12 protein-coding genes are annotated in these 16,348 nt (G+C 41.1%); 8 read left to right on the top strand and 4 right to left on the bottom strand.

What is annotated here, in order from left to right:
• The first annotated feature begins 313 nt into the window (after nt 1-313).
• Nucleotides 314-2,299 carry a heavy metal translocating P-type ATPase gene (locus tag HWV58_RS09485; RefSeq protein WP_175633883.1) on the top strand — a complete coding sequence of 662 codons (1,986 nt, stop codon included), beginning with the start codon at nt 314-316 and terminating at the stop codon, nt 2,297-2,299.
• A gap of 143 nt (nt 2,300-2,442) precedes the next feature.
• On the opposite strand, the gene HWV58_RS09490 is transcribed toward HWV58_RS09485, so the two are convergent.
• A complete protein-coding gene (locus HWV58_RS09490; RefSeq protein WP_175633884.1) occupies nt 2,443-2,850 on the bottom strand; it encodes a DoxX family protein in 408 nt (135 codons plus the stop codon).
• 218 nt (nt 2,851-3,068) lie between these two features.
• Between HWV58_RS09490 and HWV58_RS09495 the strand changes: the two genes are divergently transcribed.
• From HWV58_RS09495 to HWV58_RS09515, 5 genes are all read left to right on the top strand, one after another.
• Nucleotides 3,069-5,735 carry a valine--tRNA ligase gene (locus HWV58_RS09495; protein ID WP_175633885.1) on the top strand — a complete coding sequence of 889 codons (2,667 nt, stop codon included), beginning with the start codon at nt 3,069-3,071 and terminating at the stop codon, nt 5,733-5,735.
• A gap of 62 nt (nt 5,736-5,797) precedes the next feature.
• Complete coding sequence (locus HWV58_RS09500) at nt 5,798-6,478, top strand: hypothetical protein (protein ID WP_175633886.1); 681 nt, start codon at nt 5,798-5,800, stop codon at nt 6,476-6,478.
• 317 nt (nt 6,479-6,795) lie between these two features.
• Nucleotides 6,796-8,151: a Gfo/Idh/MocA family protein gene (locus tag HWV58_RS09505; RefSeq protein WP_175633887.1), complete on the top strand. Its 1,356-nt coding sequence runs from the start codon at nt 6,796-6,798 to the stop codon at nt 8,149-8,151.
• A 16-nt stretch (nt 8,152-8,167) separates the two neighbouring features.
• Nucleotides 8,168-9,535 carry a 3-keto-disaccharide hydrolase gene (locus tag HWV58_RS09510; protein WP_175633888.1) on the top strand — a complete coding sequence of 456 codons (1,368 nt, stop codon included), beginning with the start codon at nt 8,168-8,170 and terminating at the stop codon, nt 9,533-9,535.
• Between the two features lie 205 nt (nt 9,536-9,740).
• Entirely contained in the window at nt 9,741-10,934 is a 1,194-nt protein-coding gene (locus HWV58_RS09515; RefSeq protein ID WP_175633889.1) for a Gfo/Idh/MocA family protein, read from the top strand.
• 168 nt (nt 10,935-11,102) lie between these two features.
• Here the strand turns inward: HWV58_RS09515 and HWV58_RS09520 are convergent, their stop codons facing one another.
• The 3 genes from HWV58_RS09520 to HWV58_RS09530 are packed head-to-tail and all read right to left on the bottom strand — an operon-like array spanning nt 11,103 to nt 12,655.
• The gene (locus HWV58_RS09520; protein WP_175634030.1) at nt 11,103-11,561 is read right to left on the bottom strand and encodes a type I restriction enzyme HsdR N-terminal domain-containing protein; all 459 of its coding nucleotides are present in this window, start codon (nt 11,559-11,561) and stop codon (nt 11,103-11,105) included.
• A 29-nt stretch (nt 11,562-11,590) separates the two neighbouring features.
• A complete protein-coding gene (locus HWV58_RS09525; RefSeq protein ID WP_175633890.1) occupies nt 11,591-11,938 on the bottom strand; it encodes a hypothetical protein in 348 nt (115 codons plus the stop codon).
• 36 nt (nt 11,939-11,974) lie between these two features.
• A complete protein-coding gene (locus HWV58_RS09530) occupies nt 11,975-12,655 on the bottom strand; it encodes a formylglycine-generating enzyme family protein (protein ID WP_175633891.1) in 681 nt (226 codons plus the stop codon).
• 110 nt (nt 12,656-12,765) lie between these two features.
• On the opposite strand from HWV58_RS09530, the gene holA reads away from it, so the two are divergent.
• On the top strand, nt 12,766-13,788 hold the full coding sequence (holA, locus tag HWV58_RS09535; RefSeq protein WP_175633892.1) for a DNA polymerase III subunit delta: 1,023 nt from the start codon (nt 12,766-12,768) through the stop codon (nt 13,786-13,788).
• A 139-nt stretch (nt 13,789-13,927) separates the two neighbouring features.
• Complete coding sequence (locus HWV58_RS09540) at nt 13,928-16,186, top strand: glycosyl hydrolase family 95 catalytic domain-containing protein (protein ID WP_175633893.1); 2,259 nt, start codon at nt 13,928-13,930, stop codon at nt 16,184-16,186.
• Nucleotides 16,187-16,348 lie beyond the last annotated feature (162 nt).

Raw genomic sequence — 16,348 nt, forward strand, 5'->3', positions numbered from 1 at the left:
TCTGATCAAATCTGATGCTGAAAATGAGATTTTAATAGATTTCATCTGTTTATATATTTAATGGTATTCTTCAGATGGATCCTTTTCTGATTATTTTAATCGTTTGAGGATACATTTTTTAAATCTTTTATACACTATTAACATTTTTTAACAAATTTTATTGTGTGGCTGTAAAAATTATTGCTATTAAGAATGATTCGGGATAAACCATTTTATTTTCCATAAATTTGATTTCAGATCGTTTAAATACAGTTTAGTATATACCGGGCTTAAGGGCCGGGGCGTTAAGTAAAGAGGTATAGCATAATAGATAATGAGCCACTCACACGATAATCACGATAGCTGTTGTAGCAGCAAAGCACATTCCGAGCCCAAAAATCAACACCATAACCATTCGCATGACGAAGGCGATGATCACGATCATGACCATGGCGGTGATCCATCTGCCTTTCAAACTTACTTACCTGCAATTGTTACGCTGGTAATGTTGCTGATTGGGATTGCTTTCGATAATTTTTTTAAGGTACCTGCTTTTCAAACCATCAGGCCATATTGGTACATTTTGGCTTATTTACCTGTAGGTATTCCGGTATTACGCGAAGTTTGGGAAACCTTTAAAGCTAAGGCCTTCTTTACCGAATTTTCTTTAATGTCTATCGCTACCATTGGTGCTTTTGCTATTGGCGAGTATCCCGAAGGCGTAGCTGTAATGCTTTTTTATACCATAGGGGAGCTCTTCCAAATGGCAGCTGTAAACCGCGCAAAAAGAAATATTTCTGCCTTGCTCGATGTGCGTGCAGATGTGGCGCATGTGATCAGAAACGGAAAATACGAAGATGTAAACCCCGAAAAGGTAGCCATTGGCGAAACCATACAAGTCAAAGCAGGAGAGAAAATAGCCCTGGATGGCGAAATGTTGTCTGAAAAAAGCAGCTTCAATACGGCTGCATTAACCGGCGAAAGCAAGCCCAGAACCATAAATAAGGGCGAAAGCGTTTTGGCGGGGATGCTAAACCTGGATAAGGTTATCGAAGTAAAGGTAACCAAAGTTTTTGCTGATAGTGCTTTATCGCGCATATTGGAGATGGTGCAAAATGCTACTGCGCGCAAAGCCAAAACCGAGCTGTTTATCCGCAAGTTTGCCAAAGTTTATACCCCAATAGTGTTTTTTCTTGCACTGGCATTGGTTACAATCCCTATTCTGGTTTTAGGCAGCGACTACCATTTCCAAACCTGGTTGTACCGGGGACTGGTTTTTCTGGTTATTTCTTGTCCTTGTGCTTTGGTTATTTCTATTCCCCTTGGTTATTTCGGTGGTATCGGGGCTGCGTCGGCAAACGGTATTCTGTTTAAAGGATCTAATTTTTTAGAGCTCATTACCAAGCTGGATACTGTTGTGATGGACAAAACCGGAACACTTACCAAAGGTGTTTTTAAAGTTCAGAAAATAGAAAGTACAATTAACGAGGCAGAGTTTTTAGCGCTACTAACTGCCGTTGAAGCAAAATCGACCCACCCCATTGCCAAAGCGATTGTGGTGTATGCCAACGGAGCAGATCTTCATCCGGCTACTAATTTGGAGGAAATTGCCGGAATGGGTTTAAAGGGTACGGTAAATGGCAAAACTGTTTTAGCCGGAAACGCAAAACTTTTAGTGAAATTCAATATTCCATTCGATCTTAAAATACAAGAGATAGAAGAAAGTATTGTAGTGGTAGCTGTTGATGGGCAATATGTGGGTTATGTTTTAATTGCTGATGAGATTAAGGAAGACGCTGCAGCTGCGGTTAAACAATTGCACGAAAATGGTGTAAAGCAAGTGGTAATGCTCAGCGGCGATAAAACTACTATTGTTAAAAAAGTTGCCGGCCAGTTGGGTATCGATGAGTATTATGGCGATTTATTGCCTGAAGATAAAGTGGCGAATCTGGAGAAAATTAAAAGTGATAAAACCAGGGTAGTTGCTTTTGTCGGCGATGGCATTAATGATACGCCAGTATTGGCTATTAGTGATATAGGTATAGCTATGGGCGCGATGGGAAGTGATGCTGCGATAGAAACGGCTGATGTGGTAATTCAAACCGACCAACCTTCTAAAATTGCTACCGCGATTAAAATTGGTAAGGCTACAAAAAATGTTGTGATCCAAAATATTACACTCGCCTTTGCTGTTAAAGCTCTTGTTTTAATTCTGGGTGCCGGTGGATTGGCCACCATGTGGGAAGCGGTTTTTGCAGATGTGGGTGTAGCTTTGCTGGCTATTTTAAATGCAGTGCGGATTCAGAAAATGAAGTTTTAATGTCTGCTGGTTTATTATCATTAAGCAATTAAGGTAGTTAAGAAAACTATATCCAATTTTAATGCCATTAACTTGTTGATATTGAATGAAATATATGATAAAAAAAATGAGCATACTTATATATTCTCAAAGATTTAGATTAATCATTGTTTTGATTCAGGGTGGCTTGACGTGTTCAAAAATACAATTGCAGTTAATACACAAATCAATATAAAATTATACTCTGTACCATTTCTTCCACCACCTACCACAAACCAGCCTTCTTTAAAGTGCACCATAATAATGCCCATTATTAAAACAAATATGCTGGCAAAACAGGCCAGGCGGATGTATTTATTAAAAATCAGCAGCAAGGCGCAAAGTACATGCGAGAGTTTAATGCTCCAGGCAAGGGCCACACCAAAAGGAGCAAAGCCAACTTTGTTCAGGTATAAATTTCCGAAATCGTTAATGCCGCCATCAAACATGCCAAACACGCTGTGCGATAATAAGATAATGGCTACAGAAAAGCGTAAAATGGCATAGCCAATGCTTAAGTTTTTAGCGTTCATATAGTTTATGCAAGGGTTTAAAAACATCTCCAGACAAATACTAAAATACAAAAAGCAATACCAACCCAAAAATAGAATGTTAGTTCAGCCTGCTAAGAAATCGAAAACAGGCAGGCTTCAGTACGTAATGATAAGGTGTTTAGCTGCTTTAGTCTTTCGGTTTCCGCTTTGGTCTTTCAGCTTAATTAGCTATTTTTGGGCTTTTATAACAATTTTTCATGAGCATTTCCACCAAGTACAATCCTGCAGAAACAGAAGATAAATGGTATAGCTACTGGCTATCTAAAAAGTTTTTCCACTCAGAGCCTGATGAGCGCGAACCCTACACCATCGTAATTCCGCCACCAAACGTCACAGGAGTACTGCACATGGGGCACATGCTTAACAATACCATTCAGGATGTTTTAATCCGCAAGGCGCGTATGCAAGGTAAGAACGCCTGCTGGGTGCCCGGAACCGACCATGCTTCTATTGCTACTGAAGCCAAGGTTGTAGCCATGTTAAAAGAACAGGGGATCAATAAAAAAGACCTTTCGCGCGAAGAGTTTCTAAAATACGCCTGGGAATGGAAAGAGAAGTACGGCGGTATTATTTTAGAGCAATTGAAGAAACTAGGAGCAAGCTGCGATTGGGACCGTACACGTTTTACCATGGAGGAAGATCTTTCTGAAGCGGTTATCGATTCGTTTATCCACCTGTACAAAAAAGGCTGGATTTATCGCGGTATCCGTATGGTAAACTGGGATCCCGCCGGTAAAACTGCAGTTTCTGATGAAGAAGTAATCCGTAAAGAAGTTAATCAAAAGCTGTATTATATTAAGTATCTGATTTCAGGTACAACAGATCAGTTTTTAACGATTGCAACCACGCGTCCTGAAACCATTATGGCCGATGCGGCGATCTGTATTAACCCTAACGACGAACGTTTTACACACTTAAAAGGCAAAAAAGTGTTCGTACCGCTGGTTAACCACGAAATTCCGGTTATTGAAGATGAGTATGTGGATATCGAATTTGGTACAGGTTGTTTAAAAGTTACCCCTGCACACGATTTGAATGATTATGAGCTGGGTGTAAAACACAATTTACCGGTTACCGATATTCTAAATGATGATGGCACCTTAAACGAACTGGCAGTTATTCTGGTGGGCGAAGACCGCTTTGTTGCCCGTAAAAAGATTGCCAAAATGCTTGAAGAGGCTGGTCATTTAGATAAAGTTGAAGATTATAAATCGCAGGTGGGCTTTTCTGAACGTACCGATGCTGCAATTGAACCTAAACTTTCGATGCAGTGGTTTGTGAAGATGAAAGAAATGGCACAACCGGCGCTGAATGATGTATTGAACGGAGAAGTAAACCTGATCCCGAATAAATTTGAAAATACCTACCGCCACTGGATGGAAAATGTACGCGACTGGAATATTTCGCGTCAGCTGTGGTGGGGACAACGTATCCCGGCCTGGTACGATGATAAAGGAAACTGGGTTGTTGCCAAAACCAAAGATGAAGCTCTGGAAGAATTCTGGAAGAAAAAACATTTGGACGAAAGCTGTTCAGATGCTGAGAAAGCAGGCTTTAAACACCAGTTAGAGCCATTTTTACGTCAGGATGAAGACGTAATGGATACCTGGTTCTCCTCATGGTTGTGGCCAATTTCTGTTTTTGATGGTTTTAAAGATCCAGATAATAAAGACATTAACTATTACTACCCAACCAACGATTTGGTTACGGCTCCCGAAATTTTATTCTTCTGGGTGGCCCGTATGATTATGGCAGGACACGAGTTTATGGGCAAAAAACCATTTACCAATGTGTATTTAACGGGTATTGTGCGCGATAAGCTGGGACGTAAAATGTCTAAATCGCTGGGTAACTCACCCGATCCGATTGGATTGATCGAAAAATATGGTGCCGATGCTGTACGTGTGGGTATGCTTATGTCATCGCCGGCGGGTAACGATTTAATGTTCGATGAAAGCTACTGCGAGCAGGGCCGTAATTTTGCTTCAAAAATATGGAATGCCTTCCGTTTGGTTAAAGGTTGGGAAGTAGATGCAAACCTCGAAAACCCAAATAAACAGGCTATTTCTTGGTTCGAAAACCGCTTTAATGCCGCTTTAGTTGAAATTGAAGACAACTTTAAACAATACCGTTTATCGGAGGCTTTAATGACTACCTATAAACTGGTTTGGGACGATTTCTGTGCCTGGTACCTGGAAATGGTTAAGCCTGCTTACCAGCAACCGATTGATGCCGAAAGCTATCAGGCTACGGTTGGTTTCTTTGAGCAGATTATTAAACTGTTGCACCCAAATATGCCTTTCTTAACGGAAGAATTGTGGCATGATGATCTGTTTGCTGTACGTGGCGAAATGGATTGCTGTATTGTTGCCGAATTCCCGAAAGGAGGCAGCATTGAAGAACAGTTATTGAAAGATGCGGAGGTGATTAAAACTGTTGTTGCCGAGATCAGGAATGTACGTAACCAAAAACAGATTTCACCAAAAGAAGCTTTGCCTTTAAGTTTGAAGGTAAATTCTGATATCGACTACGAGAAATGGTTAAATATTGTTTTCAAACTGGCCAATGTTTCGGAAGCTGAGATTGTGAACGATAAAATTGTAGGTGCAACCGCATTTATGGCTGGTAAGGACGAGTTCTTTATTCCGCTAACCGAGAATGTAGATGTAGATGCAGAACGCACCCGCTTAAATGCTGATTTGGTGTACTTACAAGGTTTCTTAAAATCGGTTGATTCGAAACTAAGCAACGAACGTTTTGTACAGAATGCAAAACCCGAAATTATTGCCAACGAACGCAATAAAAAGGCCGATGCTGAAGCTAAAATTAAAATCATTGAAGAAAGTTTAGCGCTTTTAGGATAATCATATAGTCATCAATACCTGCAAGGTTTTTAAAACCTTGCAGGTACAATATTTAATAAAGTATGTTACGCTCTCAAACCTTATTATACCTTTCTTTTTGTCTTATGTTTTCTCTTTCTTCTTGTAAAAAAGAGGATAAAGAAGAAGAATTGAAGTATCCTATTTCCTTGAAATATAAAACATATAGCAAGGCTAAGATGAGAATGTGGACTATAGATGGCGAAATTTTTGATCAGGAAAAGATCAATAAATTTGTTGGAAATAGTTTTGATAAATCATTTAACGCTGATTTTTACCAGATAAGTTTCAAAAGCCCTGATTCGGCAGATGTCCGCTTTCCGCCCGCACTACACGGTTTGTGGACATATAAAGTTTTAGATTCTTCCAATATTGAATTTAAAGGCGATGTTCAATTGTTTTTTGCTTCTGTTTTTGGAGATCAGGCAAGTTTAGACCGGGCATTTTTAATTTATAAATCTAATATTTATACCCAGGGGCTTAGAATCGTTTCAGATCCAAAATTACTTCCTTCTACTATTTACAGAGCGGATCTTGGGTTCGGCGCTACCGGAAATAAAAAGACACTATCTATTCCAGGATACCTTTATCGTATGCGTTTGTATAAAAGAGCATCAGTAATGGCGGGGCACATGTATGGAAAATTCAAAGAGAGCTTCCTGAATGAATTACAAGATCGCGATACTTTGGTTATACAAGAAACTAAAAACAACTGGGCGCTTTAAAATATTTTCATTTAACTCTTGGTTTCAAGACCTTGAAATCCCTTTAACAGTACATTGTTAAAGGGATTTTTCGTTTCTCTCTTAAAACCCTAAATTATTATTTCAAACGTTTTCCAAAATAATAAGCTTATTGCAATTCCAATTGAAATGGGCTTCAAATCGCTTACTGGATAAGTTTAGAGCAGATTAAGCTTTATTGAGCAAAAAATGGTTTCAAGAATAATACCTATTGAGTTTTAGTGCATCTTATTTAAAATACTATTTTAGCTCATTCAATATGGTTTGATGAGAAACCTTATTTGTTAATATGGCCAAATATGGAAAATTCCAGAAGGAAATTTATTAAGCAATCTGCAATATTTGCTGCGGCAACCTATGCCGGTACAATGGGAATGAGTGCTAAAAGTTATGGGCGCATCATCGGTGCAAATGATAGGGTACGGGTAGGCGTTGTTGGGTTTTCCGACCGTTTTAAAGAAACACTTCTGCCTTGTTTTATGAACCACAATAAAGAGCTGGACTTCGATATTGTTGGTCTTTCTGATTTATGGAATTACCGCAGGGATTTAGGCATTGCCCATTTAAAAGCAAAATTTGGTCACGACATTAAAGCCTGCCGCAACAACGATGAGCTTTATGCCACTAAAGATCTTGATGCCGTAATTATCAGTACAGCCGATTTTCAGCATGCTTTACACACCATCGAAGCCGTTAAAGCCAATTGTGATGCTTATGTAGAAAAACCCTTCGCCGAAACCATGGATGATGCTAAAGCAGCCTTTAAAGCAGTTAAAGCAAGTAAGCAGATTGTACAGATTGGTTCTCAGCGGAGGAGTGGTGAAAATTATACCAATGCAGCAAAATTTATTCAGGATGGTAAGTTTGGCCCCATAACCGCGGTGGACCTGGTTTGGAATGTAAACCAGCCCGGTAGGTGGCGCAGGCCAGATTTAGTGGCTAAATTAAAAGAAGAAGATATCGATTGGAAGCGTTTCTTACTTAACCGGCCGGTTGAGGCTTTCGATCCAAGAAAATACTTAGAGTACAGGTTATTTTGGCCATATTCATCAGGGATGCCCGGACAATGGATGAGTCACCAGATTGATACCGTCCATTGGTTTACCAATTTAAAGCATCCACGCAGTGTGGTGGCCAACGGAGGCATTTACACCTGGAAAGATGGCCGGAGAAACTGGGATTCGATGGTTGCCGTATTCGACTATGGTCAGCCCGATACTACCGATGGCTTTCAGGTAACCTTTACCTCGAGAATGCAGAATAGCGTAGGGGATGTAGGCGAAGTATATTACTCGAACGGTGGCGAGCTCAATCTCATTACCAATAAAGTTTCGCCAAAGGGCGGTTTAAAGGAAAAAGAAGCCGCTGCAATGGGCTTAAAAGCTAACCTTTTACCCGACTTCGATTTAAGTAAAACCGAAATCAAAGCAGCAACCGGCGCAAATATGGGCGGAGATCCCTTAACCTCGGGCCACATGCGCAACTGGATGGAATGTGTGCGCAGCCGTAAAACGCCTAATGCACCAGTGGAAGCCGGTTATTCGCATTCAATTGCTAATATCATGACCAACGCTGCGGTAAGAACAGGTGCAAAAGCCACCTTTGACGAAGGCAGACAAGAAGTAATCGCAAACGGAAAAGTATTTAAATATTAATTATCCAAAACCAATCATGTCAAAAATTAAAAAGTATAGCATTCTTGCTTTTTCTCTAATTAGTTTATCGGCGGCAGCCCAAAAAGCCAAACCCCTGTTTGATGGCAAAACCCTAACCGGCTGGAAATCGGTAGCTGGTGTAGCTCCATACAAAGTTGAAGAGGGAATGATTGTAGGTACCATGACCAAAGGAACACCTAACTCATTTCTGATTACCGAAAAAGAATACGGCAATTTTATTTTAGAACTGGATGTTAAACTTGAAGGCGAAAGTACCAACTCTGGTATTCAGACCCGTAGCCACATTAAACAAGAAGCCAATAACGGCAGAGGTATGGTTTTTGGCCGTCAGGTAGAAATCGATCCATCGGCGAGGGCATGGAGCGGTGGTATTTACGACGAAGCCAGAAGAAACTGGTTATACCCTTTAGAATTAAACCCATCGGCAAGATCTTTATATAAAAAGAACGAGTTTAACCATTACAGAATCGAATGTATTGGTAACGAAACCAAAACCTGGTTAAACGGACAGCCGGTAGCCTATGTAATCGATACTTTAGATCAGTCGGGCTTTATTGGTTTGCAGGTTCATGGTATTGGCAACAACACCGAAAACGATGGTAAAAAAGTTTATTTCAAAAACATCAATATCCAAACAGAAGGCCTTAAAGCCAAAGCTTTTCCAAAAGGATTTTACGTGGTAAACTTAACCCCAAATGCTTTATCACCTTTCGAGAAAGCTAATGGTTACAAACTGCTTTTTGATGGTAAAACCAATGCCGGCTGGATTGGCGCTTATAAAACGGCGTTTCCGGAAAAAGGATGGAAAATTGCCAATGGTACAATCAGTGTTGAACCTTCAGGCGGTGCCGAATCTACCAATGGTGGCGATATTGTAACCAAAGAAGAATATGCTGCTTTTGATATGTCGTTTGAGTTTAAACTTACTCCCGGCGCCAACAGTGGTGTTAAATACTTTGTTACTTTAAGCGAGAAAAATACAGGCTCTGCCATTGGTTTAGAATACCAGGTTTTGGATGATGTACTGCACCCGGATGCGAAATTAGGTCGCGATGGAAACCGCACTTTAGCCTCTTTATACGATTTAATGACGGCTAAAAAAGAATCAAGATATTTACGTCCGATAGGGAGCTGGAACAACGGTCGTTTGGTGGTGTATCCTAATAACAAAGTAGAACACTATTTAAACGGAGTTAAAGTTTTAGAATATACCCGCGGCTCAGAAGAGTTTAAAAAACTGGTAGCCATTAGCAAATACAAAGACTGGAAAAACTTTGGTGAAGCACCACAAGGGCACATTCTGCTACAGGATCATGGCAATAAAGTAGATTTCAGGACCATCAAAATAAAAACCTTAAAATAAGGTCATCACTCAAATCAGTTAAAAAATACTGCGAAGTACAGGGTATCAGTTACTTTGTACTTCGCATTTGTGCTTCATGGCATTTGGATTTATAACCGCTTCAAGCCATTAGCCTGCATGTAAAAAGTTAGAGAGCTCGGGTATTGCCTGTTCACTTTTTACTACCTTTAAAACATAATATTTAAAATAAAATACAATTTATATCATGCATCGTCGATCTTTTGTTAAACATTCCGCGTTATTGGGCTCTGGTTTATTGGTTGGTAATCAGGTTTTTGCTGATTTATACGCCGATCAGGTCATCAATGTGGCCATGATTGGCTGCGGCGACAGGGGCAAAGGTGTGTTATCAGTGATTAAATCGATTCCTGCAAAATATAAAATTGTAGCCTATTGCGATCTGCTGGATTTTAGGCTTAAAGAAACCGAAAAGTATGTTCCGGCCAGTGCAAAGGCCATAAAGGATTACCACAAGGTTTTAGATGATAAAGGTATTGATGCCGTTTTTATTGCAACACCTTTAAGCGAGCATTTCAAAATTGCAAAGGATGCCGTACTTGCCGGAAAACATGTATACGTAGAAAAAACCATGACTTATAATATTGAGCAGGCCCTGGCCCTCAAAAAGCTGGTTAAGCAACACCCTAAGCAGGTTTTTCAGGTAGGTTACCAATATCGTTATTCGCCTTTGTACTTTAAGGTGAAAGATATGATTCAGAGTGGTTATTTGGGTAAGGTTACTCAAATCGATTGCCGTTGGGACCGCAATGGCAACTGGCGCAGGGCAGTGCCCGATCCGGCTCTGGAAAGGAAAATTAACTGGCGCATGTATAAGGAGTATTCAGGTGGATTAGCTGCCGAATTACTTTCGCACCAGATTGATTTTATTAACTGGGCTTTCGAAACACAGCCCGACGAGATTATGGGCTCGGGTGGTATCGATGTTTTTAAGGATGGCCGAGAAACTTACGATAATATTCAAGCTATTCTACGTTATAACGAAAAAGGGATGATTGGCAACTTTGGTGCCACTTGCGGCAATGCGCACGATGGTTACCTGTTTAAAATAAAAGGTACCAAAGGTTCGGTGTCGCTACTTACCAATACCGGTTTATTCTATCCCGAAGAAACTACCAAAAAAGAACTGGGTATTGTCGATGGGGTAACGGGTGCTACAAAAATTGTGGTAAATAAAGATGGGGGCATCCCAATTTTGGATAAGCCAACCATCGATGGAACCAATTATGCACTCGATGAATTCTATAAATCGATAACTACCGGTAAAGAACCTGCTTCTAATATCAATACCGGTACACAGGCAGCAATATGCGTGGGGATGTGTAACGAGGCCATTTACTCTGGCGAAAAGCAGGTATGGAAATCAACGTACAGTGTTTAGCGCTTTGCCTAGATGATCCACTACGTTGATCATCATCCCCTGAAAACGGGAATCTTAAAGCGAGATGCAGGCCTGGTCATAGTATTAAGATTCCCAGGCAAGCTGGGAATGATGGATTTTCTATTTGTGATCCACTTTTCCGTGTTATCCGTGCTTTCCATGGCTAAATCACAGACTCAAATATTCCGGCATTTCCTCTGCAAAGTTAAAGCTGCCTTTCTCCAGGTCCATCTTTGCATAAACATGCTGCAAGCCGTTGGTTAATACAATCCACCTAGCCTGGTGAATAGAATTGTACCGGGCAGCCTGATCAAAAACCGATTGCGTTATTTTTACTTTGGGTGCTTTGCATTCAATCAACATCAGTTTTTCGCCGGCAGTGTTGTACACTAGAATATCGCTCCGTTTTTGCAGCTGGTTAAGTAACAAACCACCCTCAATCTGGATCAGCGTACGCGGAAATTTCTTTGCTGAAATAAGGTTTTGTATAAAATGCTGACGCACCCATTCTTCCGGCGTTAGCACCAGGTGCTTTTTCCTTAGCTCGTCGAAAATAAAAACCACATTATCCTTTCGTGTAATTTTAAAAGGATAAGGCGGAAGGTTTAGCGGGGTAGGGGTAAATATTTCAGTTTTCAATTTCAGTTTTTTAGCATTTAAGACCAACGGTGTGCACAAAATCTACATTGCTTAGCTAAGGGTGTTCTCGCTAGTTTACCACAATTGGGACAATTGTTTAAAAATATCTTTTCCTGGTTTAAAATTCTTTGAGCTACCCTTACCTCAAAAGAATCGTAACCATCTTTTAGTAAGTTCAATATGCTTTCATCCTTCGTAAGCCAGTCAGCTTTTTTATAAATATTTAGTGCCCTCGGCGTTATGGTAGGGTCAGTATCTAATCCAAGTTTAATCAGAGAATGGCTGTGACGAATCGCTAGCCGCTCATCTGCAGTTAAGCATTTGGAAAAATAAGTCACAATGTATTTTGCCGTATCCTGATCCATTTACTTCAAAGTTATGGCTTTTAAGCCATTTACGTTTTACAAATTCCTCGCCAGCCTGAAACCCAAATCTTCTATTTTAAATGATTTAGGATGGCTGCGCCGGCGGTTTGTGGCCATACAACCCCGATCTTCATCGCTCCAGCCGCCACCACGGATAATGCGGTACGAGCCGTACACGCTTTCATCGTAAATATCCGAGCACCATTCCCAAACATTGCCCAGCATATCATATAAGCCCCAGGCATTGGGCATTTTGAGACCCACCTGCTGCGAGGTTTTTCCGGAGTTTGGTTTGTACCAGGCAATCTGATCCAGTTCGCCGTACCTGATGCCGTTGGTACCTGCTTTACAGGCGTATTCCCATTCGGCCTCTGTAGGCAACCTAAAGCCATTGGCCGCTGGTTTAAATAGCACTTCCTCGGCTTCCTGGTCAAAAATATAACAAGGGGCTAAATTATTTTTTTCAGATAAGGCATTGCAAAATGCTACGGCATCGCACCAGGTTACGGTTTCTACCGGGTGTTCATCTCCGGTAAATGTACTTGGTCTGTTGCCGGTTATTTCAAAATAAAGCGCTTGTGTTACCGCGTATTTTGCTAAGTAAAAAGGTTTTATTTCAACTGTCCAGCTTTGCTTAATCCGGTCGTCTCTCAGCACAATTTCGCCAGCAGGTATTTCTACCATGGCAATCGCTGAAAGGTTTAATTCGTGCACCATTGTTTTTCTCTGTAGCTGATCGGTTTATAAACCCCAAAGTTAATATTATGTGCATAAACAAATCAGTTAATTTCTTTAATCGTTCAACCTAAATCGTAATTTTACAGGCCATGACAGCTGCCGAAATAATCAAAGATATTAAAGCCCGAAAATTTAAACCCGTGTATTTACTGCATGGAGAAGAATCATACTACATCGATCAGGTAACCGATTACATCGAAGATAAGCTGTTAAATGATGCCGAAAAGGGCTTTAACCAAACGGTGTTGTATGGAAAAGATACCGATATGGCTACGGTTTTAGGTGCGGCCAAGCGTTACCCCATGATGTCAGACTATCAGGTGGTGATTGTAAAAGAAGCGCAGGATTTAAAATGGGGCAAAGAAGATGGTGGCAGTAAAGAGGGCGAATTTGTGCTCAATTATTTCGAAAAGCCTTTACCCAGTACCATTTTAGTGCTCGCTTTCAAATACGCCAATTTCGATAAGCGGAAAAAAATTTATAAAGCCATCAGCAAAAGCGGCCTGATCTTTCAGTCAGACCCCGTGCGCGATTACAAACTGGTACCCTGGATCGAAGATTTCATTAAAGAAAAAGGGTATAAAATCGATCAGCAGGCGTCGGCATTAATGGCTGAGTATTTGGGTACAGATTTATCTAAAATCGCCAACGAGATCGAAAAACTAATGCTTAATGTACCTAAAGATCAAACCATCAATACTGATCTGGTGCAAAAAAACATTGGTATCAGTAAAGAGTACAATGTTTTCGAGTTGCAGAAAGCGCTGGCTATGCGCGATGTACTGAAGTGCAATAAGATCATCAATTATTTCGCCAGTAACCCCAAAGCCAACCCTACGGTGATGGTGCTGGCCAATTTAGGCGGTTATTTTACCAAGCTGCTCAAATATCATTATGTACCCAATAAAGCCGATGCCGCATCAGCATTGGGGGTGCCTCCGTTTTTTATCAAAGATTATGAGGTAGCTGCCCGGAACTACAATACCGGCAAAGTTTTCCAGATCATAAGCCTGCTGCGCGAGTACGATTTAAAAAGCAAAGGATTAGACAGTACCGGTAATGTTGATGATGGCGAATTGCTGAAAGAACTCGTTTTTAAGATTATACATTAATCTTTTTTTCGCAAAAATCTATTTTATATTAGCCATCAAACGTTTGCGTAATTTTAAGGTGATTTTATTATAATTAAATATCGGTATTTTAGAAATTGATACAGTAAACACAAATGCTAATCATTTCTAAAAGAACCAAATGAAAACTAAAATCTCTATCTTTTTATTACTCCTGTGCTGCACTTTTGGGGGCTATGCACAGCGTTTAAAACCTTACAACCTTTCTTTTCCTAAACTCGCCGATAAGTGGGATGAGGCTATGCCACTGGGTAACGGTATGCTGGGTGCATTAATCTGGGAAAAAAACAATAAACTCCGTCTCTCTTTAGATCGTGCCGATTTATGGGACGAGCGCAAAGCGATGGACATCTCGAAATTCAACTTTAAATGGGTTGAAGAGCAGGTGCACAAAAACAACTATGGCGCAGTACAAAAACTGGGCGATGAACCTTACGACCGGAGCCCGTTCCCAACCAAGCTGCCTGCCGCCGCACTTGAATTTGATATGGCTAAACTGGGTAAAGTGGTGGCCAACGATCTTGATATCGAAACCGCTTTGAACACTGTTAAATTCGATAACGGAGCCGTATTTAACTGTTACATCCATGCTACCGAACAACGCGGTTATTTCAGCTTTAGCGACTTAAAAGCTACCGATTTATTACCAGCCCTGATTGTACACAATTACAGCAATAACCAAACCGAGAAAGGCGATAACAGCCACGCCGGGGTGGGCTTGCAAAAGCTTGGTTATGGCAAAGGCACGGTTGTGAACACCGCCAATAGTGTACGTTATCACCAACCTACCTACGAAGGCCATTATTTCGAGGTGCTGGTGCAATGGCAAAAAATGGGCAAGAACAAAATTATTGGCTCGTGGACCATTACCAGCGATAAAGCAGCAAGCTTGCCTGCTATTTCTACAACAGCAAAAGAGCCTACCGGCTGGATTGAACACACCGCCTGGTGGAAAAACTTCTGGAGTAAATCGAGCATTTCGGTACCCGATGCGCTGATCCAGAAACAATATTACCTCGAAATGTACAAGCTGGGTAGTGTATCTCGTAAAGGTGCGCCAGCCATTACCTTACAGGCAGTTTGGACAGCCGATAACGGAAGTTTGCCACCCTGGAAAGGCGATTTTCATAACGACCTGAATACACAGTTAAGTTACTGGCCAACCTATACCGGTAACCACCTGGCAGAAGGCGCCACCTTTACCGATTGGCTTTGGAAAATAAGAGACCGTAACCTGAGCTATACCAAACAGTATTTTGGCGTTGAGGGCTTGAATGTGCCGGGCGTGGTTACGCTAAACGGCGACCCTATGGGAGGCTGGATTCAGTATTCGCTTTCTCCAACCGTTGGGGCATGGGCTTCGCAACACTTTTACTGGCAGTGGAAGTACAGTATGGATGATACCTTTCTGAAAACAAGGGCTTATCCTTATATCCACGATGTGGCCACCTATCTCGAAAACATTACCCGTTTAAAAGATGGTGTGCGTAAATTGCCGCTAAGCTCCAGTCCAGAGTATAACGATAATAGCATCAAAGCCTGGTTTTTAGAATGGACCAATTTCGATTTATCGCTAGCTAAGTTTTTATTTAAAGCGGCAGCCGAAGTGAGCCAGGCCAATGGTAAAGAAGCAGAGCGCAAGCACTGGTTAACCATTTTGAGCCAGTTACCCGAATATGAAGTGAACGAAACCGGCTTTACCATAGCGCCGGGTGCAAATTTAACCAGTTCGCACCGCCACATGTCGCAATATATGGCCATTTACCCGCTCGATTTGCTTGATGTTAATAAAGAAAAAGATAAAACGGTAATCGAGAACTCTTTAAAACGCATAGAAGAAATGGGTACCCGGGCCTGGTGTGGTTACTCTTTTAGCTGGATGGCTTCTTTATACGCCAGGGCTTACCAGGCCGATAAAGCAGTAAAACAACTCGAAATATTTGCCAGTAATTTCTGTTCGGCAAACAGTTTTCACTTAAACGGCGATCAGAAAGGCGGACAATATTCGGGTTTCACCTACCGTCCTTTTACGCTCGAGGGTAACTTTGCTTTTGCACAGGGCGTGCAGGAACTGCTGGTACAAAGCCGCAATGGCTATATCCAGGTTTTCCCGGCAGTACCCCAAAGCTGGGCCAACGTTTCTTTTAAAGATTTACGTACCGAAGGGGCATTTTTAGTAAGTGCAGCCAAAGAAAATGGTGTGCCTGCTAAAGTAAAAATCTATGCAGAGAAAGGTGGTGTATTGCGCATTAAGCTCCCTTTTAAAACTTACCTCGCTAAAGATGTACCGGCAGGAAGTGTAAAAATGGGCGATGATGGTATTGCTGAAATAAAGCTTAAAGCAAAGCAAACCGTGACATTTGAGAATGGTTATGAGTAGTTTTTAATTAATCCTTGCAGACTTTATTCTGCATTACGATTCCCATTTTCACGGGAATGACGGATCGCCGTAGTGGAACACCTATAGAAAAACCGTCATTCCCAGCTTGACTGGGAATCGTAATGCTAATTGTAATGTTCTTCTCTAGCGGTTCAATGCCCT

Origin of the sequence: Pedobacter ghigonis (assembly GCF_903166585.1) — a bacterium.
Classification (GTDB): Bacteria; Bacteroidota; Bacteroidia; order Sphingobacteriales; family Sphingobacteriaceae; genus Pedobacter; species Pedobacter ghigonis.